The organism is Porphyromonas sp. KLE 1280 (assembly GCF_000700805.1).
Taxonomy (GTDB): domain Bacteria; phylum Bacteroidota; class Bacteroidia; order Bacteroidales; family Porphyromonadaceae; genus Porphyromonas; species Porphyromonas pasteri.
This window is the reverse complement of record NZ_KL362963.1, coordinates 116,995-140,180: the sequence shown is the minus strand read 5'-3', so window position 1 is coordinate 140,180 and position 23,186 is coordinate 116,995. Positions and strand designations below refer to the sequence as shown.

Here is a 23,186-nt window from a genome sequence, read left to right as displayed (position 1 = left end):
AGATCAAGCTTATCATCCACTCGTCCACAACTTTTATCCCTACGCGGAGCAACAAACTAATAGGAGGTCACTTAACAAAGCTATATAGCTTCCTTCGTCATCCTATATAGGTCGTCATCGCGACCTATATAGCTTCGTCGTCGGACCAGTATAGGCCAGCCCGCCGACCAGTATAGGTCGCAAAGCAATACTTGTACAACGAGCTTCTACGAGCGGCCGGTCTTATCAGTGAATGGGGCGGAAACTCTGGTGTTTGTGAGTTGATGTAGAATTGATTAAAATTGCATTGAATTCATAACGATTCAACAGTCTTTATATCTATGAAAACAATCTCCCGTCTGATGATGCTATGGCTGATAGCCGTAGTGTGTTGCGCTTGTCACAAGGATACCCCTCGCCGTGTCACGGGGATGGATGAGCCGTATCGACATCGCCCCGTAAAGAGTGATGTCCATATCCTCGTCGTCAATGAGCAGCAGCAGGATATTACTGCAGAGGTGTACCAGAAGCATCTCTTAGGCTTTGTCGATGGGAAGACGAATGGGCTACTTAAAGATAGCTTGGATGTGACGGACAATTCAATTGTGATCATAGCCCCACGCCCCGATTTCTACCCTCTTGAGGGGAAGATTGACCGCTCGTTTGTGCGCGTGCTGAGTGCCAATGGGGGGGTAGAGCTGGAGTGTGAGTTTCTTCCTCCTGTGATTAATAATTCGACTTGGCTTGTCAATGGGACAGAGACGATCCTCTCCTTGGTGGGGATCTATAACGCGGGTAAGCCTATTCATCAGTTCTCATCGCCGAACAAGGAGGTGTTGGTTTGGGTGAAGCTTCAGCTCTCCGATGGCGTCGTCACACCTCTCAAGTGGAAGGGTGAGTAAGCTGTAGGATATGTAAATGATAGGCGCTTATCCAAGCGCTGTAATGTGTGATGCGAGGGGGCTCTCTTAGAGACCTCCTCGCATTTCGCTATCTTTGCACCTTATAATAAGGTATATAATCAATACGCATAATGGCCCTACAATGTGGTATCGTAGGCTTGCCCAACGTCGGTAAGTCCACCCTCTTCAACTGCCTGTCCAACGCGAAGGCGCAGTCCGCTAACTTCCCCTTCTGCACCATCGAGCCCAACGTCGGGGTCATCACCGTCCCCGATGAGCGCCTGACGAAGCTGGCTGAGATCGTCCAGCCCCAGCGCATCGTCCCCACGACCGTCGAGATCGTCGACATCGCTGGTCTGGTGAAGGGTGCGAGCAAGGGCGAAGGGCTGGGGAATAAGTTCCTCGCCAACATCCGTGAGACGGATGCTATCCTGCACGTGCTGCGCTGCTTCGATGATGACAACATCACCCACGTCGACGGCAGCGTCGACCCTCTGCGTGACAAGTCCATTATCGACACCGAGCTACAGCTCAAGGACCTCGAGACGGTCGAAGCACGCCTGCAGAAGGTCTACAAGCAGGCACAGACAGGTGGTGACAAGCAAGCTAAGCTCGCCTGCGACGTACTGATGCGCTACAAGGAAGCCCTCGAGCAGGGACTCAACGCCCGCACCGTCTCCTTCGAGACCAAGGACGAGCAGAAGGTCGCTCGTGAGCTCTACCTCCTGACCAGCAAGCCCGTGCTCTACGTCTGCAATGTCGATGAGGCCTCCGCTGTCTCGGGCAACGAATATGTAGAGCGTGTCCGCGAAGCTGTCGCCAGCGAAGGGGCCGAACTCCTTGTCGTCGCTGCGAAGATCGAGAGTGAGATCGCCGAGCTGGAGACCTACGAGGAGCGTCAGATGTTCCTCGCTGAGATCGGTCTCGAGGAGTCGGGCGTGGCGCGTCTGATCAAGGCCGCTTACAAGCTCCTCGATCTGGAGACTTACTTCACCGCTGGGGTGCAGGAGGTACGTGCCTGGACCTACACCAAGGGCAGCAAGGCGCCCCGTGCCGCTGCCGCTATCCACACCGACTTCGAGAAGGGCTTCATCCGTGCCGAGGTCATCAAGTACGAGGACTTCCTCCACTATGGCAGCGAGTCGGCTGTCAAGGAGGCCGGGAAGATGGCTGTCGAAGGCAAGGATTACGTCGTGCAGGATGGGGACATCATGCACTTCCGCTTCAACGTCTGATGCCCCACTACGACATCATCGTCATCGGGGCTGGCCATGCCGGCTGTGAGGCTGCCGCTGCTGCGGCACGCCTCGGCTCTCATACGCTCCTTATCACGCCCGATATGAATAAGATCGGGCAGATGAGCTGCAACCCCGCTGTGGGCGGTATCGCCAAGGGACAGATCGTCCGCGAGATCGATGCCCTCGGGGGGCGCATGGGGCTTATCACCGACCGCACCTCCATCCAGTTCCGCATGCTCAATCGCAGCAAGGGCCCCGCTATGTGGAGCCCTCGCGCACAGAGTGACCGCATGCGCTTCATGGAGGCTTGGCGTGAGGAGCTGGATAGTGAGCCGCTACTCGATCTGTGGCAGGATACCGTCACGCGCCTCACCCTCGAGGAGGGTCGTGTGCGTGGCGTAGAGACCCAGCTGGGCGTGCACTTCTCTGCCGATGCCGTCATCTTGACCGCGGGGACCTTCCTCTCGGGGCTGATGCACTTCGGCGAGCTGCAGATCACGGGTGGTCGTATCTCCGAGCCAGCTACCTACGGCATCTCCGAGCAGCTGCAGGAGGCGGGTATCCGCACCGACCGCATGAAGACGGGTACCCCCCCACGTATCGATGCCCGTAGCCTGCACTTCGATGAGATGGGCGTGCAGGAGGGCGAGGACGATCATCATAAGTTCTCCTACCTCGATACGCCTACCCGCTCGACGCTGCGCCAGCTCCCCTGCTATACGCTCTATACCAATGAGGCCTGCCACGCCGTCCTGCGTGAGGCCCTCGACCGCTCGCCGCTGTACAATGGCCAGATCCAGAGTATCGGCCCCCGCTACTGCCCGAGCATCGAGACGAAGATCGTCACCTTCGCCGACAAGGACCGTCATCAGCTCTTCCTCGAGCCCGAGGGCGAGCGCACGAACGAGTACTACATCAATGGCTTCTCCTCCTCACTGCCCTTAGAGGTGCAGCTCGAGGCCCTGCGACAGATCCCCGCACTGCGTGATGTGCGCCTCTATCGCCCAGGCTACGCCATCGAGTACGACTTCTTCGACCCCACACAGCTGCACCATACGCTCGAGAGCAAGGTCATCGCAGGCCTCTTCCTCGCTGGTCAGGTCAACGGGACCACCGGCTACGAAGAAGCAGCAGGCCAGGGGCTCATCGCGGGTATTAATGCTCACCAGCAGGTGCACGACCTCCCTCCCTTCACACTCAGCCGCTCCGAGGCGTATATCGGGGTGCTCATCGACGACCTCGTCACGAAGGGCGTGGACGAACCCTACCGTATGTTCACCTCGCGCGCCGAGTACCGCATCCTCCTACGACAGGATGATGCAGACGTGCGCCTCACGCCCCGTGCTGCCGAGATCGGCTTGGCTACGGAGGAGCGTGTGCGCCTTCTCGAGGAGAAGATCCGTCTGCGCGACGAACTCATCGCCTTCATCTCGGGCTACTCCATCCGCCCCGACAAGATCAATCCTCAGCTCGAGGCACGTGGGCTCGCTCCGCTTCGTCAGGGCTGTAAGCTCATTGATCTCGTCCTGCGCCCCCAGCTGACGCTCTCCGACCTCAGCGAGATGGTCCCCGCCCTCCGACGTGCCATCGAAGCCATCCCTTCGCGTCGCGAGGAGATCGCCGAGTGTGCTGAGATCCTCATCAAGTACAGCGGCTATATCCAGCGTGAGCGTGAGCAGGCCGAGAAGCTCGAGCGTCTGGAGTACGTCTTCATCCCCGAGGGACTCGACTATGCCGAGATACAAGCGCTGAGCACGGAGGCACGGCAGAAGCTCGACCGTATCCGTCCCCGCACCATCGGCCAAGCAGCGCGCATCCCGGGTATCTCGCCCCACGATGTGAGCGTCCTGCTCGTCCTCTCGGGCCGCTGACCCACCCAACGACACCGCTACTCCACAGGGAGGAAGAGACTGCGAAATAGCCTCACATAAACGACAATTGGGGGATAGAACCAAGCGTTCTATCCCCCAATTGCTATTTAATCAGGTGAGTGCTCCTTGCTTAGATGCTGTATTTCTGGATAAAGCTCCTGACGGTGCAGCATTCAGTCTCGTCCAAATACGTCCACGCTTGTTCTTTGATTGGCTCAGGGATGCCGTAGAGAGCTTCGGCGATACCTCCGGCGATGCAGCCGATGGTGTCACTATCTCCACCGATACTAATCGCATTGCGAATGGCATCCTCAAAGTCCTTAGCTTGGAGCACACAAATGATGGCCTGCGGTACACTATCTTGGCAAATACCGCCATCCCCCTTCCCATCGATGCCCTGCCACGAATAGCGTCGTTGCAGTTCTTCGACGGACATCGAGAGGTCGTAACCGAAGTCTCGCTCTATCCGTGCTCGAATGTCCGAAGCCGTATGCCCCTGCCGCGCCAAAAAGATACACAGAGCCGTCGCCTGCGCCCCCTTGATACCCTCTGGATGATTATGCGTACAGCTCGCCGAGACTTCGGCTGCCGCTAAGACCTCACGCTCGGTCTCAAAAGCCCAGCCCACGGGAGCAATGCGCATCGCACTTCCATTGCCACAGCTATTATACGGCTTATGGATGCCTTGGCGTGCGACCTTGCTGCTCCATGCCTTAAACATACCACCGTAGCCTCCCATCGGATAGGGGTACTCCAGGGCATAGCGACTATAATAATGGCTCACCTCCCCTCCGTGCAAGAGCCAATCAGCAGTAGCGATACACAGGATGGAGTCGTCTGTACGCTCCATCTCTGGCTGAAAGAACTCAAAGTCCTTCGTCTTGATGTTATCAAACTCGTAGATGCTTCCTACGATGTCTCCAATAATTGCTCCTAACATAGCTGTAGCCTTGCGTGATTTGTGTGAGGTGTTGTTGATACTTTGGGCGTAGCCTCAGCCCCCTTGCCTGAGAGGTTCTCCGAGGTAGATGTATTTGATGACAGAGGTTTATCCATATGTCGCTCTATGCAAAGTTAGCGAGTTCTTCTCTTAGTCCTTACCCCTTGGAGCTTCGGCTTAGAGCTTCGCAGTCGTCCTGCCTTCGGCTTTTTGCCCTAATTTTGTAGTGCTGGTCCTCCACGTGGATGCCTCAGCATCCCGATGATACCGACACCTATAATATATATGTGTATGAGACGAACCGATACATCTGCTGCGCTCTTCGAGCGCGCCTCGCAGTATATCCCTGGCGGGGTCAATAGCCCCGTGCGTGCCTTCCGCTCGGTAGGCCTCACCCCCCTCTATATCGATCACGGCAAGGGCGCCCACGTCTTTGACGTCGATGGCAACGAATACATCGACTACATCAGCTCCTGGGGACCCCTACTCCTCGGGCACGCTTACCCTCCCATCCAGGAGGCTATCCGCCGTGAGCTGGAGAAGGGAACAAGCTACGGGGCGTGCAATGCGCGTGAGGTCGAGATGGCTGAGCTTATTTGCACGAAGTTCTTCCCCTCGGTAGAGCGTGTGCGCATGGTGAACTCGGGGACGGAGGCGACGATGAGTGCCGTCCGTCTGGCACGTGGCTTCACGGGTCGCGACAAGATCATCAAGTTCGAGGGCTGCTACCACGGCCATGCCGATACCTTCCTCATCTCGGCAGGCTCGGGGCTGGCTACCTTTGGTCAGACATCGAGCGCTGGTGTGACGAAGCACATCATCGAGGACACGCTGGTAGCTACCTACAATGATATCGAGAGCGTGCGCCGCACCCTCGAGGCGCATCGTGGGAAGGTCGCTGCTATCATCCTCGAGCCGATCATGGGCAATATGGGGCTCATCCCTCCCGCACCAGGCTTCCTCGAGGAGCTGCGCCGTGTGACGGAGGAAGAGGGCGTGCTGCTCATCTTCGACGAAGTCATCAGCGGCTTCCGTGCTGCCCGTGGTGGTGCGCAGGAACTCTATGGTATTCGTCCTGATCTCACCTGCCTCGGGAAGATCATCGGTGGGGGCCTCCCCGTCGGGGCCTTCGGTGGTCGTGCCGACATCATGGATCGCTTGGCGCCGCTCGGCGATGTCTATCAGGCAGGGACGCTCTCGGGCAATCCGCTCGCTCTGGCAGCAGGTATCACGATGCTCCAGACGCTCGCCGAGCCGGACTTCTATACCCGTCTTGAGGAGAAGGGGCAGGCCTTCGAAGCAACGATCCGTCCTATCCTCGACCGCTATACCGACCGCCTCTCATACAATCGTGTGGGCTCGCTCTCGACGATCTTCTTCACACCCGGTGGCGTGCACTCGAATGCCGATGCTAAGCGCTCCGACACGGAGGCCTATGCCCGCTACTTCCGTGGCATGATCGAGCGTGGGATCTACCTGCCTCCCTCACAGTTTGAGTGTATCTTCCTCTCGATGGCTCACAGCCGTGAGGACTTCGACCGCACCGCTACCGCTATGGATGAGGTGCTTCGTGAGGTCTTAGGCTAACGGCTCTCCCGCTTATTCATCCCTATCTATCCCTATGCAATACCTACAGCTGACTATCAGCTACCACTACGATAGCGCCGCCACGTCTCTCCGTGATGAGGATCTTAGCGACTGGCTCATCGCCGAGCTGGGGCCCTTGGGCTTCGATAGCTTCGAGCAAGATGCCTACGAGCTGAAGGCCTTCATCCCTACGGAGCAGTACGATGCCGATGCGACCCGCGAGCTCCTCGATGGCTTTCCCGTCGCAGGCTTCTCCTATACGCTTACAGCGGAGGAGCTGCCCGACATCAACTGGAATGAGGAGTGGGAGAAGAATTACTTCCAGCCCATCCTCCTCGGCGATGGCGCGTGCCTAATCCGTGCGCCCTTCCATGATCCATGTCCCGAGGTGCCTCTGGAGATCATCATCAATCCCAAGATGGCCTTCGGTACGGGCAATCACGAGACGACCTCCCTCGTCGGGGAATGGATCCTCTCGCACGACGTCTCGGGACAGCGCGTCCTCGACATGGGCTGCGGTACGGGTATCCTTGGCCTCATCGCCCTCAAGCGTGGCGCGCGTCACCTCACGGCTATTGATATCGACCCTTGGGCTTATGCCAATGTGCAGGAGAATGCCACACTCTCAGGCGTCACCATCGACGAAATGCTCTGCGGAGATGCAGCCCTCCTCGAGGGACGCGAAGGCTACGACCTCATCTTGGCGAACATCACGCGTAATATTCTGCTCGAGGACATGCCCCGCTACCGCAAGGTGATGCTCCCTGGCGCACGTCTCATCCTCAGCGGCTTCTACGAGGAGGATATACCCCTCCTGCGTGCTCGAGGCGAAGAGCTTGGCCTCACCTTCGTCAGTAGCGAAGTGCGCCAGCGCTGGAGCCGTGTCGAGCTACTCCTCCCTGCTTAGCCCACGAAAGACGACTATTCACACCCTACATTATGATACATAAGAACCTCTTTGGCGCCCTCGCCTTGACCGCGCTCACGCTTGCGCCCGTGGCAGCGAAGGCCGCTCCGCAGCACAACCGCCCCCGCATCGTCGTCACGATGATGGTCGACCAGATGACGTGGGACTACCTCTACCGCTATCAGGCTCGCTTCGTCGAGGGTGGCTTCAAGCGCCTCCTCACGCAGGGCTTCAACTGCGAGAATACCCGCATCAACTACCTCCCTGCCTATACCGCTATCGGGCACAGCTCCGTCCACACCGGTAGTGTCCCCTCGATCCACGGTATCGCAGGGAATGACTTCTTCAAGGATGGCAACCCCATCTACTGCACACAGGACACGACGGTAAGCTCGGTAGGTGTACCTAACGGCGTCAGCGGGCAGATGTCTCCCCGCAACCTCCTCACGACGACCATCTCCGATGAGCTGCGTATCGCTACGAACTTCCGCTCGAAGACCATCGGCGTAGCTATCAAGGACCGCGCCTCCATCCTCCCCGCAGGCCACACGGCTAACGGTGCTTACTGGCTGGACGACAAGACGGGCAACTTCATCACCAGCACCTACTACATGCAGGACCTGCCTGAGTGGGTGAAGAAGTTCAACGCTCGCGGTCGTGTCGCTGAGCTCCTCAAGGACGGCTGGAATACGCTCTATCCTATCAATACCTATCGTGAGAGCACGGCCGACGCTGTGCCTTACGAGCAGCCTTGGGATAAGGACGGCAAGTTCCCCGCTACACTCCCTCTCAACACCGCCGAGCTGGCGAAGACCAAGGGGCCTGGCGTCATCCGCACCACGCCTATGGGGAATACGCTGACCTTCGAGATGGCTAAGGCTGCTATCGAAGGGGAGAGTCTCGGCTCGCGTGCCGACGAGACGGACTTCCTCGCCATGAGCCATTCGGCTACCGACTATGTGGGGCACCGCTACGGTACCTTCGCTGTCGAGACCGAGGATACCTACCTCCGTCTGGACAAGGATCTCGCCGACTTCTTCGGCTACCTCGATGGGCGCTTCGGTCGTGACGGCTACCTCTTCATCCTCACTGCCGACCACGCTGCTGCGCACAACCTCACCTTCGACCGCGATCACAAGATCCCTGGGCAGGCCTTCCGTAGCGACTTGGCTCGCCGCATCGCTGACTCCGCAGCCTGTGCTTATATCGGCCGTGATGCTCAGATCATCCGTGGGTATATGAACTATCAGGTCTTCTTCCGTCAGGACCTCATTGACTCGCTCGGCGTCAATCGCCACGGTCTCTATCAGGCCATTTGCAAGGCGCTCAAGGATAAGCTCCCTGGTGTAGCCTATGCTGTGCCTGCCGAAGAAGTGGCTATGGCTGCGATCCCCGATGCGATCAAGACGCGTATCATCAATGGCTACCGCAAGGGGCGCAGTGGTGATATCTTCATCGTACCCGATCCAGGGTGGTACTCGAAGTCTGGCACTTCGCTCCCTCAGGGTACGACGCACGGCGTGTGGTCTCCCTACGACACGCACATCCCCCTCATCTTCATGGGGCATGGCGTCCGTGCAGGCCATCTCTATCGTGAGACGTATATCACGGATATCGCTGCTACGCTGGCTGCTCTCCTGAAGACGCAGTATCCCTCGGGTTGCATCGGGCATCCTATCACCGAAGCCTTCGCGCCCGCCGCGACTTCGGCTGCCCCCGCTGCCTCCACGACGCGCCGCAGATAGCCTCTTTCCTCCGGAATAACCACCTTACATCCGCGCCCGATACCCCAGTTGGTGTCGGGCGCGGATGCTTTGTATAGGGGTGCTGATAGACTTTCTCTATGGAGGTGGGAAGTTCGTGGAGCTATATTGAGCTATCTTTGCACTCCATATCTCTATTTATCACAAATGAACAGGAAAGATTACGAAATCATGGCACCCGTGGGCTCCTATGAGTCGCTCATGGCGGCTATCAACGCGGGTGCTGACTCCATATACTTCGGTATCGAAGGCCTCAACATGCGCTCGAAGAGTGCGAATAACTTCACCACCGAAGACCTCTATAAGATCGCGGCGATCTGCCGTGAGCATGACGTCAAGAGCTATCTCACCGTCAATACGATCATCTACGACGAAGACCTTGAGCTCATGCGCAAGATCATCGACTCGGCGAAGGATGCTGATGTGTCGGCTATCATCGCTGCCGATGTCGCACCCATGCTCTACGCGCGTAGTATCGGTGTCGAAGTCCACCTCTCCACCCAGCTCAATATCACCAACGTCGAGGCGCTACGCTTCTATGCGCAGTTTGCTGACGTCGTGGTCTTGGCGCGTGAGCTGAATATGGATCAGGTCGCTGCCATCCATAAGGCGATCATCGAGGAGCCCATTGTCGGCCCTGCTGGTGAGCCCATTCGCATCGAGATGTTTGCCCACGGCGCCCTCTGCATGGCCGTCTCGGGTAAGTGCTACCTCAGCCTGCACGAGCAGGGTAAGAGCGCTAACCGTGGCTCTTGCTCGCAGATCTGCCGCCGCTCCTACGAGGTGAAGGATAAGGAGACGGGTATTGAGCTGGAGATCGACAACCAGTACATCATGTCGCCCAAGGATCTGAAAACGATCCACTTCCTCAATAAGATGCTCGATGCTGGTGTACGCGTCCTCAAGATCGAGGGCCGTGCGCGTGGCCCCGAGTATGTCGATACCGTCGTGCGTGCTTACCGCGAGGCTGTCGATACCTATTGCGCGGGGAACTTCACCACGGACAACGTCGAGAAGTGGGACAACCACCTCGGGCAGGTCTTCAACCGCGGCTTCTGGGACGGCTATTATCTCGGTCAGCGCCTCGGCGAATGGACATCGAGCTACGGCTCTTCGGCTACGAAGCAGAAGGTCTACGTCGCCAAGACGACCAAGTACTTCGGTAAGGTCGGTGTCGGGGAGTTTGCCGTTGAGAGTGGCGAGCTGAAGGTCGGTGATGAGATCATCATCACGGGCCCGACGACGGGGCTTGTGCGCTTTGTCGTTGAAGAGATCCGCGTGGATATGGAGCCCGTAGAGAAGGCCGTCAAGGGTCAGCTCTGCTCGATCGCTGTGCCTGAGAAGGTGCGCCCAGGCGACCGTCTCTATCTCTTCACCGATCGCAAGGTCATGCAGTAGTCGCTGCCCATCGCTTCATCTCCCGCCCGTATCCGGCGGGCTAATGACCCATCCCCCACGGAGTAGCTCCGTGGGGGATGGGTCGTATATGGAGTGGGGGAGTGGAGCGGGAGGATATGGCTCTCTTCGGGGGAGTGATGTGAACCTATATTGGTCAGCGGGCGAAACCGTATAGCTGCGTGTGATGACCAATATTAGGTTGTTGCTTCGCGTCGGGATAAAAGTTGTGGACGAGTAGCAGATAAGTTTGGACTACGTACGTGGCTCTAATATCTACGTACGTGGATATTTGGATAGACGTACCAGGTCTTTAAGACTACGTGCGTAGACAGAAGGAACCCACTACGTGAAGGCGCTTTTTCTTCGCGAGAACGATGCTTTTTCCTCCGCTGGATAAGCGGGATACACGTGATAAGGCTAAGGGCTTGCCTGATCACTTCAGAGAGGCGTATCGGGGAGCTGGGCGTGCGACACCTTAGCAGAACAAATAGAGAACAGGACGCTCGGCAACCAGTACTGCTCGCTCCACTGATCAGACTGACCAGTACTGGTTGCTTTTTGCTCCCTCAAAGGTGCTTATATCTTAGTGCCTTGCACGGGGGGATTTCTCCCCCTGCTTCGGGTACTTCACCCGTCCGCTATACCTTGCTACCCGATCTACACGAATGGTCTTCCTCGCAGCTATGGTGCGGAGAATATCCGGCTATACCGCTTGGGAAGCGTAGTCAAGTAGCCTATATGTACATAGGTAAGGGCGACGAATTTGCTCGGGGTGTTTGGTGGATAAATAATTTGTTATACCTTTGCACTCGCAACTGAATGCTACTCGTGTGGTAGGCGGTTGACATTGGGAGGCCCATTCGTCTATCGGTTAGGACGCAAGATTTTCATTCTTGAAAGGGGGGTTCGATTCCCCCATGGGCTACGATAACAACAAAAAGAAAAGATACAAATGGCAAATCATAAGTCATCCATCAAGAGAATCCGTCAGACCAACGCTCGTCGTCTGCACAACCGCTACTACGCCAAGACGGCTCGTAACGCTGTGCGTCGCTTCCGTGCGCTGACCGATGCTGCTGAAGCTCGCGCTGCTCTTCCTCAGCTCAGCTCGATGCTCGACCGCCTCGCTGGCAAGAAGGTCATCCACAAGAACAAGGCTGCAAACCTCAAGAGCAAGCTCGCTAAGCAGGTAGCACGCCTCGGCTAAGAGTAGCCACCTCCCCATCTGCTGTCAAGCATCTCCCTTCGGGAAGGTGTGAGACAGAATTCAGGCGGCCCCTTCGTCTATCGGTTAGGACGCAAGATTTTCATTCTTGAAAGGGGGGTTCGATTCCCCCAGGGGCTACCAAGCAAGAAGCACCGACATCCTCCTCGTGAGGTATGTCGGTGCTTCGCTTTTATATACCATGATATGGGCACGATGTGCTTGTGATGCAGAAGGTGTGTGACCTCGATAGGGGCGAGAAGCCCTGCTGTAAAGGGAGTAACCCCCTACATAGCAGGCGGTAAGAGTGCGCTCCGAGGGAATTTCCGTATATTTGTAGAAGCTCTATGCCGCATAAACGGCGGGGGCTACTACGGCGCCCCCTCGGGGGCTGCATCAAAAAGTATAATCGATAGACGAATGAAATCAAGACGAATATTGTATATCTCGCAGGAGATCTTCCCTTACCTCCCCGAATCCGATATCGCGACGACGGCACGTCAGCTGCCGCAGGGGATTCAGGAGCTGGGCAATGATATCCGCATCTTCATGCCCCGCTTCGGTGTCATCAACGAGCGCCGCAATCAGCTGCATGAAGTCATCCGCCTCTCGGGGATCAACATGATCATCAATAACAATGACCATCCGCTGATCATCAAGGTCGCTTCACTGCCGACCGCCCGCCTGCAGGTATACTTCATTGACAACGATGATTTCTTCAAGCGTAAGACCGTCTTCGACGTTGATCCCAAGGTGGGCAACGACAATGACGAGCGCTCGATCTTCTTCGTGCGTGGTGCCCTCGAAGCCATCAAGAAGCTCCGTTGGATCCCCGACATCATCCACTGCCACGGTACCTTCACCGCGCTGGGGATGCTCTATCTGAAGAAGTACTACCACGATGACCCTTGCCTGAAGAAGGCCAAGATCATCTACTCGCTCTACGATGAGCCCGCTCCCGTAGAGATCCCCGACACGCTCTTTGAGTGCCTGAAGTTCGACAAGATCAAGCCCGCAGCACTCTCCGTACTCGATGGCAAGACCGACTACGAGGCACTGAACCGCCTGGCCATCCACTACGCCAACGGGGTCGTACAGGGTAGTGCCGAGATCTCGCCCAGCCTCAAGCAGTACATCGACGAGAGTGGGGTGCACTTCCTCCCCTATACTCCTGTCGAAGGGTGTGCCGAGGTGTATAATGAATTCTATAAGAAGATCCTCCCATGATGAAGCTTGCTTCAGCTCTATATGTAGGCCTCCTCTCGCTGAGCCTTGTGACGCTCTCCTCCTCCTGCGCCGAGGACAACCTCTCGGGTATCGGTGAGAGCATCCAGCCTAACCGCGACAAGGTCACTGGGCGTGCGACGACGATTACCTTCGACGCCACCACGGTAGCCACCCCTACACTCTATACCGATGGTACGACTTCGCTCCTCGGTACGCTCATCGACGAGACGGGCTCGACCGTCACGGGTGAGTTCATCAAGCAGATCCGTACTGCCGAAGGGGTTGCCTTCGAGGAAGCTGACAATGCCCAGCTGACCATTGACTCGGTCTACTTCCGTATCTATTCGGACCGCACCGAGGGGAATGCCGATGCCCAGATCAAGGTCAATGTCTACAAGCTCGCTCAGCCCGTCACCACGGCTGGTACCTCGAGCCAGACGCTCGGCCAGTACCGCACGGACGCGACGCTCTTGGGCTCTGCTACCATCCAGCCCAGCGCTGGGACGCTCATCCAGCAGAACTCCACGATGCGCTACTTCACCATCCCTCTGGATGTGAGCCTCGGGAAGCACTTCTTTGATGCGACGCGCTCGTCGACGCTGAAGAGTGCCTTCAACTCGCAGTCGCGCTTTGACCGCGAGATCTTCCCTGGCTTCTACGTAGCACCTGTCACGGGTCGTGGCTTCCTCCTGGAGGTCACGGAGGTCGCTCTCATGATCCACTACAGTGTGCCCAACAAGGAGAAGCCCGCCGAGCGCGTGAAGTACGTGAAGACCTTCGTCGATACGAAGCTTACCTCACGCCTGAACGCTCTGAGCAGCGGCGACATCTCGAGCCTTACGGCTCCGTCTACGGAGTACAGCTATGTCAAGGGCCCTGCTGGCGTGACGACGAAGTACACGCTCTCGGTGAGCGAGCTGCAGAAGCTCCTCGCTTCCGCGCCTAAGCCCACCACGACGCCTGTGCCCAGCGACTTCATCGGCCGCGCTTGGATGCTCGCTGATGCGAACTTCTCCGTCAAGGTCAATAGCCCTGAAGGGCAGCGCACGAACCAGCCCGACTACCTCCTGCTCCTCCCCTCAGACAAGGTGACGGAGTTCTTCTCGGCTGATGTGCAGGCCGTCCAGTCGGGTAAGTCGTACCTCTCGAAGAAGTATGCCGCCAGCGACAAGGCGTATAAATTCAACAACATCGCCCGCATCGTCACCGAGCATCTGGCGAAGTACGCCACCTACTCCGCCGCTACGGGCTGGACGATCTCCACGCCACTGGAGCTGAGCCTCGTACCCGTATCGGTGACGTCATCGCGCTCCAACGGCTCTCCAAGCATCGCTGAGCTCATCCGTCCGAGCTTCCTCCGACTCTCGAAGGCTACCACGGACCTTCAGGTGAGCTTCGTGAGCGTACAGCTCCAGCAGCAGTAAACCCCTATCTGACGCCCACAGAGAACAGGCCTCGTCACCCCGAGAATCCCCTGCTCTCTGTGGGCGTCACTCTATACACTACCTAAGTACCTATACGACTACGTCTATGCAGTCCTCCATCAAGCTCCGCCTGACCGTGATGAACTTCCTCCAGTTTGCAGTCTGGGGGGCCTACCTTACTTCTATGGGGCGCTACCTCGGTACCGCAGGCTTCGGCTCCGAGATCGGGAACTTCTATGCCATGCAAGGTCTCGTGTCGCTCTTCATACCTGCTCTCATGGGTATCGTCGCAGACCGCTGGATCCCAGCACAGCGCCTCTTAGGGCTCTGCCATACCTTAGCTGGGATGCTGATGCTCGGCGTCTTCCTCTACACGCAGACCGACACGCCCTCTTATCCCACCCTCTTTGCGCTCTACTCGCTGAGTGTCGCCTTCTACATGCCGACGCTGGCACTGAGCAACTCCGTGGCCTACACCTCGCTCGACCAGGCAGGGCTGGATCTGGTGAAGAGCTTCCCTCCGATCCGTGTCTTCGGTACGGTGGGCTTCATCTGCACGATGATCATGGTGAGCCTGCTCGGTCTCGAAGCTACGAGCGGGCAGTTCGCTGTCTCGGCTATCATCAGCCTCGTCCTGGCGCTCTACGCGCAGACGCTACCCAACTGCCCCACGGCTCCCAAGGGGCAGAGCAAGAGCCTCGTCGAAGCCCTCGGTCTTCGTGCTTTCGTGCTCTTCAAGCAGCGTAAGATGGCGCTCTTCTTCATCTTCTCGATGCTCCTCGGCGTCAGCCTGCAGATCACCAATGGCTTTGCTAACCCCTTCATCAGCACCTTCGGCGAGATTCCTGCTTACGCTGATACCTTCGGCGTGAAGTACGCGAATATCCTCATCTCCCTCTCGCAGCTCTCCGAGACGCTCTGTATCCTGCTCATCCCCTTCGCGCTGCGTCGCTTCGGTATCCGCCGTGTGATGCTCATCGCTATGGTGGCGTGGGTCCTGCGCTTTGCCCTCCTCGGTCTTGGTAACCCAGGTAGCGGCGTATGGCTCTTCCTGCTGAGTATGATCGTCTACGGGGTGGCCTTCGACTTCTTCAATGTGTCGGGCTCGCTCTTCGTGGACAAGGAGACTGACCCCTCGATTCGCTCCAGTGCGCAGGGGCTCTTCATGATCATGACCAATGGTATCGGTGCGACGCTCGGCTCGCTCGGTGCGCAGGCGGTGATCAATCGCTTCGTCTACTCTCAGAGTGAGGCGACGGCGATCCTCGCAGGCTGGAGTATGAGCTGGTACATCTTCGCTGGCTATGCTGCTGTCGTAGCCGTGCTCTTCGCGCTGCTCTTCCGCTACAATACCGCCACCGAGGCGAAGTAGTGCACCCGTCCTCGTCCCTTATCCCTCTTGTAGCCTCACTGAGCCGATGAATATCGCCTTCGATGCCAAGCGCATTACACACAATGCTACCGGCCTCGGGAACTACAGTCGCTTCGTGCTCGACACGCTCACGGAGTTCCGCCCAGAGAACCGCTATCTGCTCTTCTCGCCCTCCACGGGTGACCCCTCGCTTTACAAGCGCTTGCTGTCCAATCGCTCGGTGCGGCTCATCACGCCCCATCGTGCACTGGCCTTCGCAGGGGGCAATCTCTGGCGCAACTTCTCCGTGGCCTCGCGCTGTCGTACGGAGCATGTCGACCTCTTCCACGGGCTGACCAATGAGCTCCCCATCGGGCTGTACAACGCCCAGCGCATAGGTACGGTCGTCACCATGCACGACTTGGCCTTCATCCGCTACCCGCAGTTCTACAAGCCCATTGACCGCCTGCTCTACCGCAAGAAGTACGGCGCGTCGGCTCGTCATGCCGACCACGTCATCACCGTGAGCGACCAGACGCGCCGTGATGTCATCGATATCTTCGGCATTGAGGAGGAGCGTGTGACGACCGTCTATCAGGGTTGCTCCGAAGCCTTCGCGGCGGTGACGCCCGAGGATGTCGTAGTGGCACGTCAGGCACTGAACCTCCCCGAGCGCTATATCCTCTTCGTCGGGAGTATCGAGGAGCGTAAGAATCTCGCTCTCATCGTCGAGGCACTCGCCCAGCTTCAGGACAAGGACGTCCACCTCGTGGCTGTCGGTCGTAAGACTCCCTATGTAAATACTGTCGTCGACAGCGCCCGCCGCTTGGGCGTCCTCTCCCGCCTGCACATCAAGCATGGCGTCGGCTCGGCGCTGCTCCCTGGTGTCTATGCCGGGGCGAAGGTCTTCGTCTACCCCTCGCGCTTCGAGGGCTTTGGTATCCCGCTCATCGAAGCTCTGAATGCTGGTGTGCCTGTCATAGGTGCTACAGGCTCTTGTCTGGAGGAAGCTGGTGGCCCCAGCAGCCTCTACACCGACCCCAGTGACGCCACGATGCTCGCCAGCATGATCGACCGCGTCCTCATCGACATCTCCCTGCGTCAGAAGATGATCACCGATGGCCGTGAGTACGTGGAGCGCTTCACGCCGAAGCGCCTTGCTCGCGACCTCTCTGCCGTGTATGAGAACGTCCTCCTCACCTACGAATAATTATCCCTCTCAATGAAATACCTCATCGTAGGCCTCGGCAATATCGGGGCTGAATACGATATGACCCGCCACAACATCGGCTTCCGTGTAGCCGACGCCATCGCTGCCCGTCTGGGTGTGCGCTTTGAGACGAAGCGCTATGGCGATGTCGCTATGGGTCGTGCTAAGAGTGCGCAGATCGTCCTGCTCAAGCCCTCTACCTATATGAACCTCAGTGGCGAAGCTGTCCGCTACTGGATGAGCACGGAGAAGATCCCCATCGAGCGCGTGCTGGTCATCGTCGACGACCTCGCTCTGCCCTTCGGTGCGCTCCGTCTCAAGGGCAAGGGAAGTGATGCGGGTCACAACGGGCTGAAGAATATCGCCCAGCTCCTCGGCTCGCAGTCCTATGCCCGTCTGCGCTTCGGTATCGGGAATGACTTCCCACAGGGCGCACAAATAGACTACGTCCTCGGGCGTTTCTCCCCTGAGGAAGAGGCACAGATGCCCGAGCGTCTGGAGACCTTCGTTGACGCCTCCATCGCCTTCTGCCTGGAGGGCGTCGCCTCTACGATGAACCGCTTCAACGCGAAGTAATCGCCCCCGTCGTCCAACTATTCATCACCTAAATACAACCTCTTACTCATGAAGCAAGTCATTGCCACCACCAAGGCACCAGCCGCTATCGGCCCTTACAGTCAGGCTATCCGCGTCGGAGATATGCTCTTCGCATCGGGTCAGCTCGGTATTGATCCCGCTACGGGCGAGTTCCCCGAAGGCATCACCGCTCAGACCGAGCAGGTCTTCCGCAATATCCACGCGATCCTCGCTGAAGCTGGCTTCACCATCGATCAGGTCGTCAAGACCACGTGCTTCCTCGCTGATATGGGCAACTTCGCTGCTATGAACGCTGTCTATGAGAAGCAGTTCACGGGCACCTTCCCCGCACGCTCTGCCGTAGCTGTGAAGACGCTGCCTAAGAACGGCCTCGTAGAGATCGAGATCATCGCACACCGCGGCTAAGCCTCCCGGTAAGGTCACACACCACACACCAGCCCCACGGCTTCCCTCACGAAGGGAGGCCGTGGGGCTTCTCTTTTCCCTCCACTCCACACGCCCTCTGAATGCGACTGTTGCTGCGAGTCCTGTCCTCTATATTTAGAGTGCTAAGGCATCGCACGCCCAGCTCCCTGCTGTGCCCCTCCGTAGTGATACGTAAGCCCTTCGCCTTATCGCGCGTATTCCTCTTATCCAGCCGAGGGGAAAGTGTCCTTATCGTGAAGAAAAAAGCGCCTTCACGTAGTGCTTTCCCCCTATCTATGTACGTAGTCTTAAAGACCAGGTACATCAATCCAAATATCCACGTACGTAGATATTAGATCCACGTACGTAGCCCAAACTTATCTGCCACTCATCCGCAACTTTTATCCCTACGCGGAGCAACAACCTGCTATAGGTCACGTCACCAAGCTATATAGCTTTCTTCGCCATCCAATATAGGTCGATACCACCCCCTCGTAGTGTGGAGGGTGCTGAGGAACGGATGATAGTCCGACGGAGGCGCCGTATAGCCCTGCTTATTTCGATTGCAGCGAAGCTCGTGACCAGCCGTGTTTGCTGAGACATCGATCATGCGGGGAGATGTGCAAGTCGCTAAGTTCTTGTTCGTTTGTCTCAGGTCAATGTCGTATCTTTATGGCTATCAAGCCTGAGTTATGAAGCTGATTGATAACATACATACGACACTGGCCGAAGATTTGCGCACTACTCTCACTTCTGGAAGTCGTCTATCTCTTGCGGCGTCTTGCTTTTCGATCTATGCCTATCAAAAGCGTGCGCTGAGCAAGCAGATGCTATTTGCCGATCAGATTAAGAAGCTGAAGGCTTTACTTACAGCAAGAGGTTGAAGATGGACAGACAAGACGTTATCTCGCAACTCGCTCTGAGGGAGCGAATCAATTTTGAGGTAAAAAAGGCTGAGAATAGTATCCCCAAGTCTGTATGGGAGACTTATTCGGCCTTTGCTAATACCATTGGTGGCTACATCCTTCTGGGAATAGCAGAGAAGAAAGAGGAAGAAGGTGACTCTCCCTACCTAATAACGGGGGTAAACGATCCCACAAAACTAAAGAAGGAGCTTTTTGATAGTTTAAATAGCGATAAGGTCAGCGCCAATATCCTGACTGATGACGATGTGGAGGTCATCGAATATGAGGAGAAGCTTCTTGTGTCCATACATGTCCCTCAGGCTAATTATAGACAGCGTCCCGTATACATAAATGGAAATCTGAATAAAGGAACTTATAAGCGAAATCATGAAGGTGATTATCATTGCACCGAAGAGGAGGTAAAGGCAATGATACGTGACTCCAATGATGCGGGCAACGACGGGGTGCTCATAGAGCACTATGATATGGAGGATATAGATATGCTTACGCTACGTGCTTTCCGCAATAGGTTTCGCTCTACCAATCCGGAGCATTTATTCAATGATTATGACGATAAGGAGTTTCTCCGCAATTTAGGAGGATACACTAAAGACAGAGCTACAGGACGAGAGGGGCTGACCTTGGCTGGTCTGCTGATGTTTGGCAAGGGATTGGCGATAAGAGAGCGCTTTGATAATATTCGCTTGGATTATCTGGATCAGACTAATCTACAGCCGGGGGAGCGCTGGAGCGATCGGCTTACCTATGATGGTAGCTGGGAGAATAATCTCTATAACTTCTTTACGCGTGTATTAGCTCGGTTAGTGCAGGACATCAGGCGCCCCTTTGTCCTCAAGGGATACGAGCGAGAAGACGATACCCCGATGCATAAAGCCATCCGCGAAGCTTTGACCAACTTGGTGATTCATGCTGATTATATGATGACTGGTGTGCTCAGGGTGGAGAAGCATGATGATCGCTTCTTCTTCTCTAATCCAGGCACCCTCAAGCTGCCCATTGCGGAGATATATAAAGGGGGCAACTCCAAAGCGCGTAACCCACATATCCAATCCATGCTACGTATGCTGGGGTATGGTGATAATATCGGATCTGGATTCCCTACTATTGTAGACGCTTGTAAGAAAGAAAACTGGCAGAAGCCTTTACTCTGTGAGTCGAACGAATTACATACCGTCGAGCTGACTATTTCTATGAAGTCAGTCATAGCAGAAGAATGTATCCAGCACTTACGGAAGATCCTGGGAGAGCAAGTGGTACGCCAGCTTGACAGCGAAGAAATCTTCATCCTCTCCGTGGCGTGGATGGATGGCTCTGTGACGAATAGTGTGATACAAACACTCTTAGATAAGAATGCCCTACAAGTGGGCAAGCTCTTGTACTCTTTAGCTGAACGCAAGCTTCTGACCGCACAAAACAAAGGCCGCTGGACTTCGTATGTCCTCAATCGAAACTTGGAAGAAAACTCAAGGAGTAAAAGTCAAGGAGTAAGCACCGAAAACTCAAGGAGTAAAACTCAAGGAGTAGACACCAAAAAGTCAAGGAGTAAAAGCCGGAAAGAAAAGCAAAGGCTGATCCTGGACTTTTGTCAAACGCCACGAACACTCTTGGAAATAGCACAAGAACTGAACGTGAACGATCGCTATTATATGAAGCGAACCTACATAGATCCCTTGTTAAGCCAAGGACGACTGAGTGCACAGCAGGAAAGTAAAACCGCTCCGACACAGAAATATATCACCATTAAAGCAGTAAATAAGTAAGGTCAAGCCACCGAACACATCTCTTGGGATAGCCAGCATGTACATCCACTGACCTTGCCTTCTCCTGCCACTCTGCCGCCCTCATCTACGGCATCAGCCCCACGGCTTCCCTCTCCCTGAGGGATGCCGTGGGGCTATTCGTATGTTCCTACTTTGCGCCGTCTTCTTCCATCCCTCGTGCTAAGGTTGCTCTGACCAATATAGGCTTATACGGTGTGGGGAGAAGGCGGAGGGAACAGTCTATTATCCGAGCGAGCGGGATTAGCGGGGCAAGCCGTACCTTTGTGACAAATAGAAATAGATCTACTCGTCGCACGATGCGCTCACGAATCCTTTACCTCCTCCGCTTCGCCCTCGTGGTGCTGCTGAGCTTCCTCGTCCTCAAGGGCTGCTTCCTTCTGCTCGTCCCAGCCGAAGGGACACTGAGTATGGGGGACATCTTCGCTGTACTCTATCACGGGCTGAGCTTGGACTTCTCCGTGCTGGGCTACCTGCTCGTCATACCCCTCTTGACGACGGCAGTGAGCTGCTTCTTCCGCACCTTCCCCGCGCGTCGCGTCCTCCGACCTTATCACATCCTCACGGCTGCCCTCATCAGCATCGTGGGCATCACCGATGTGCGGCTCTATCCCTTCTGGGGCTTCAAGCTCGATGCTTCGATCTTCCTCTATTTGGATCAGCCAGGCGAAGCCTTCGCGAGTGTCAGCCTTCCCTTCATCCTCCTCTCAATCCTTCTTGTGCTCGTCATCGGCCTATCCGTCGGCTTCGCACTCGACCGCACGACGAAGGTGCGCTGGCCCCAGCTTCGCCGTGGCGGACTCTACGCCCTGCCCTTCGTCCTCCTCTTAGGCCCGACCTTCCTCATGATCCGTGGTGGCGTGAGTCAAGCTACCGCGAATGTCGGGCAGGTCTACTTCAGTGACCGCCAGGACCTCAATCACGCTGCCGTCAATCCGCTCTTCAGCCTCTTCTCCTCGCTGGGGAAGGCAGAGGACTACGATGCCGAGTACAATGCCTACGATGAGAAGACGCTCGGTGAGCTGACCAAAGACCTCTTCCCCGCCGAGTCCCTTGAGGGCGATACGCTCCTCACGACTCGCAGGCCGAATATCGTCCTGCTCGTCCTCGAGAGCTACGGTGCTCGCTATACGGGTGTCTTGGGTGAGAATCCCGAGGTCAGCCCGCACTTCGATAGCCTGGCTCGTGAGGGTGTCCTCTTCTCGCGCTGCTATGCCAATAGCTACCGCACCGACCGCGGGCTCATCTCGATCCTCAGCGGCTACACGAGCTTCCCCACGCACTCGGTGATGAAGCTCCCACCGAAGAGCCGTACCCTGCCCTCCATCGCGGGGAGCCTGCGTGAGGCGGGCTATGTGACGAGCTTCCTCTACGGGGGCGATGCGAACTTCACTGGTATGAAGGGCTACCTCCTCGGCTCGGGCTATCAGCAGGTCACCGACGACCACACGCTCCCTCGTAGCCTCCCGCGGACGAACTGGGGTGTGCCCGACGGCCCTGCCTTCGACGTCCTCTATGATGAGATCGTCCGTATGCCTGCGGACCGCCCGTGGTACAAGACGATGCTCACGCTCAGCAGTCACGAGCCGTTTGACGTGCCGTACAAGCGCCTGCCCTCGCCCGTGTCGAATGCCTTTGCCTACCTTGATGAGTCGCTGGGACGCTTCGTTGCTCGTCTCAAGGCGACCCCGCAGTGGAAGGACCTCCTCATCATCTGTGTGGCGGATCACGGCTATTCGGAGTTCGGTTCGGACGATCGCAATAGCACGGCTGTGCACCACATCCCGCTGCTCTGGATCGGTGGTGCGGTGCGCTCGCCCCGTGTCGTCGATGCGCTGATGACGCAGTCCGACCTCTCGGCGACGCTCCTGGCGCAGCTCGGGCTCAGCTACCGCTCGTTCACCTTTGCCCGCAATGTCCTTGCACCGAACTATACCTATCCCTTCGCCTACTACACGTTCAATGATGGCTTTGGCTTCATCGACAGCACGGGCGTCACGGTGATGGACAATGTCAGCGGCCGTGGTATCGAGGTGACTCCCGCGCCCTCGGAGCACCGCACAGCCCTCGGTCGTGTGCTCCTCCAGCTGACGCACGACGACCTCGCCCGCAGGTAAAGGCATCTCCTTCACGAGGTGGATAGGTTAACGAAATGCCGTTTTCGTTAACCTATCGTGGCGGATATGTTAAGCAAATCGGCATATCGTTAACCTATCCCCTCCATAAAGCAGCCCGCCCCCGTCCACTACTTATGCTGGACGGGGGCGGGCTGCGCTTTGTGGAGCTGGGCTTACTTCTTCTTGCGCTCGCGCCAGCTCTTGATGATGGGATAGAAGACCGTGACGCCCGAGCAGACGAGCATGAGGATCGTCAAGCCATCGAGGCGCAGGCCAGAGGAGATGATCCAGATGACCAGCGCCAGCCAGAGGATGGTGATGACGACCATCTGCGTCGGGGTCAGGGGACGACGGTAGGCCAT

General features: G+C 56.8%; 19 protein-coding genes and 2 tRNA genes. 19 read left to right on the top strand and 2 right to left on the bottom strand.

Features of this window, described 5'->3' with window-relative positions; genetic code table 11:
- Positions 1–320 precede the first annotated feature (320 nt).
- From HMPREF1121_RS04240 to mnmG, 3 genes are all read left to right on the top strand, one after another.
- Positions 321–881 carry a hypothetical protein gene (locus HMPREF1121_RS04240; RefSeq protein ID WP_044114904.1) on the top strand — a complete coding sequence of 187 codons (561 nt, stop codon included), beginning with the start codon at positions 321–323 and terminating at the stop codon, positions 879–881.
- A gap of 131 nt (positions 882–1,012) precedes the next feature.
- Positions 1,013–2,116: a redox-regulated ATPase YchF gene (gene ychF, locus HMPREF1121_RS04235; RefSeq protein ID WP_009432847.1), complete on the top strand. Its 1,104-nt coding sequence runs from the start codon at positions 1,013–1,015 to the stop codon at positions 2,114–2,116.
- On the top strand, positions 2,116–3,990 hold the full coding sequence (gene mnmG, locus HMPREF1121_RS04230; RefSeq protein ID WP_044114903.1) for a tRNA uridine-5-carboxymethylaminomethyl(34) synthesis enzyme MnmG: 1,875 nt from the start codon (positions 2,116–2,118) through the stop codon (positions 3,988–3,990). Before ychF ends, mnmG begins: the two co-directional genes overlap by 1 nt.
- Before the next feature lie 130 nt (positions 3,991–4,120).
- Here mnmG and HMPREF1121_RS04225 read toward each other — a convergent pair whose 3' ends face one another.
- Positions 4,121–4,930, bottom strand: coding sequence for an ADP-ribosylglycohydrolase family protein (locus HMPREF1121_RS04225; protein ID WP_044114902.1), 810 nt, complete (start codon positions 4,928–4,930; stop codon positions 4,121–4,123).
- 291 nt (positions 4,931–5,221) lie between these two features.
- Here HMPREF1121_RS04225 and hemL point away from each other — a divergent pair, with 291 nt between their 5' ends.
- The 16 genes from hemL (at position 5,222) to HMPREF1121_RS04140 (ending at position 22,824) form a co-directional block, all read left to right on the top strand.
- Positions 5,222–6,517, top strand: a complete 1,296-nt coding sequence (gene hemL, locus HMPREF1121_RS04220) for a glutamate-1-semialdehyde 2,1-aminomutase (protein ID WP_009432854.1) — start codon at positions 5,222–5,224, stop codon at positions 6,515–6,517.
- Between the two features lie 34 nt (positions 6,518–6,551).
- Positions 6,552–7,424 (top strand): 50S ribosomal protein L11 methyltransferase, encoded by an 873-nt coding sequence (gene prmA, locus HMPREF1121_RS04215; protein ID WP_044114901.1) that lies wholly within the window; start codon positions 6,552–6,554, stop codon positions 7,422–7,424.
- 32 nt (positions 7,425–7,456) lie between these two features.
- A complete protein-coding gene (gene pafA, locus HMPREF1121_RS04210; protein WP_044114900.1) occupies positions 7,457–9,169 on the top strand; it encodes an alkaline phosphatase PafA in 1,713 nt (570 codons plus the stop codon).
- 165 nt (positions 9,170–9,334) lie between these two features.
- Complete coding sequence (locus HMPREF1121_RS04205) at positions 9,335–10,585, top strand: U32 family peptidase (protein ID WP_044114898.1); 1,251 nt, start codon at positions 9,335–9,337, stop codon at positions 10,583–10,585.
- A gap of 853 nt (positions 10,586–11,438) precedes the next feature.
- Positions 11,439–11,510 (top strand) — tRNA-Glu (locus tag HMPREF1121_RS04200).
- A gap of 27 nt (positions 11,511–11,537) precedes the next feature.
- Positions 11,538–11,792 carry a 30S ribosomal protein S20 gene (gene rpsT, locus HMPREF1121_RS04195; protein WP_044114896.1) on the top strand — a complete coding sequence of 85 codons (255 nt, stop codon included), beginning with the start codon at positions 11,538–11,540 and terminating at the stop codon, positions 11,790–11,792.
- Positions 11,793–11,858: 66 nt separating this feature from the next.
- Positions 11,859–11,933, top strand: a tRNA-Glu gene (locus HMPREF1121_RS04190).
- A gap of 276 nt (positions 11,934–12,209) precedes the next feature.
- Positions 12,210–13,016 carry a glycogen/starch synthase gene (locus HMPREF1121_RS04185; RefSeq protein ID WP_044114894.1) on the top strand — a complete coding sequence of 269 codons (807 nt, stop codon included), beginning with the start codon at positions 12,210–12,212 and terminating at the stop codon, positions 13,014–13,016.
- Positions 13,013–14,440, top strand: coding sequence for a DUF4270 family protein (locus tag HMPREF1121_RS04180; protein ID WP_044114893.1), 1,428 nt, complete (start codon positions 13,013–13,015; stop codon positions 14,438–14,440). Before HMPREF1121_RS04185 ends, HMPREF1121_RS04180 begins: the two co-directional genes overlap by 4 nt.
- 106 nt (positions 14,441–14,546) lie before the next feature.
- On the top strand, positions 14,547–15,812 hold the full coding sequence (locus HMPREF1121_RS04175; RefSeq protein ID WP_044114891.1) for an MFS transporter: 1,266 nt from the start codon (positions 14,547–14,549) through the stop codon (positions 15,810–15,812).
- A gap of 46 nt (positions 15,813–15,858) precedes the next feature.
- The gene (locus HMPREF1121_RS04170; RefSeq protein ID WP_044114889.1) at positions 15,859–17,001 is read left to right on the top strand and encodes a glycosyltransferase family 4 protein; all 1,143 of its coding nucleotides are present in this window, start codon (positions 15,859–15,861) and stop codon (positions 16,999–17,001) included.
- 12 nt (positions 17,002–17,013) lie between these two features.
- On the top strand, positions 17,014–17,577 hold the full coding sequence (pth, locus tag HMPREF1121_RS04165; protein ID WP_044114887.1) for an aminoacyl-tRNA hydrolase: 564 nt from the start codon (positions 17,014–17,016) through the stop codon (positions 17,575–17,577).
- 48 nt (positions 17,578–17,625) lie between these two features.
- Entirely contained in the window at positions 17,626–18,003 is a 378-nt protein-coding gene (locus HMPREF1121_RS04160; protein WP_044114886.1) for a RidA family protein, read from the top strand.
- A 692-nt stretch (positions 18,004–18,695) separates the two neighbouring features.
- Positions 18,696–18,887 (top strand): phospholipase D-like domain-containing protein, encoded by a 192-nt coding sequence (locus tag HMPREF1121_RS04150; protein ID WP_009432858.1) that lies wholly within the window; start codon positions 18,696–18,698, stop codon positions 18,885–18,887.
- A 2-nt stretch (positions 18,888–18,889) separates the two neighbouring features.
- Positions 18,890–20,689: an RNA-binding domain-containing protein gene (locus HMPREF1121_RS04145; protein WP_044114883.1), complete on the top strand. Its 1,800-nt coding sequence runs from the start codon at positions 18,890–18,892 to the stop codon at positions 20,687–20,689.
- 317 nt (positions 20,690–21,006) lie between these two features.
- A complete protein-coding gene (locus HMPREF1121_RS04140; protein ID WP_044114882.1) occupies positions 21,007–22,824 on the top strand; it encodes an LTA synthase family protein in 1,818 nt (605 codons plus the stop codon).
- Positions 22,825–22,997: 173 nt separating this feature from the next.
- Here the strand turns inward: HMPREF1121_RS04140 and HMPREF1121_RS04135 are convergent, their stop codons facing one another.
- Positions 22,998–23,186: a hypothetical protein gene (locus HMPREF1121_RS04135; protein ID WP_009432826.1), complete on the bottom strand. Its 189-nt coding sequence runs from the start codon at positions 23,184–23,186 to the stop codon at positions 22,998–23,000.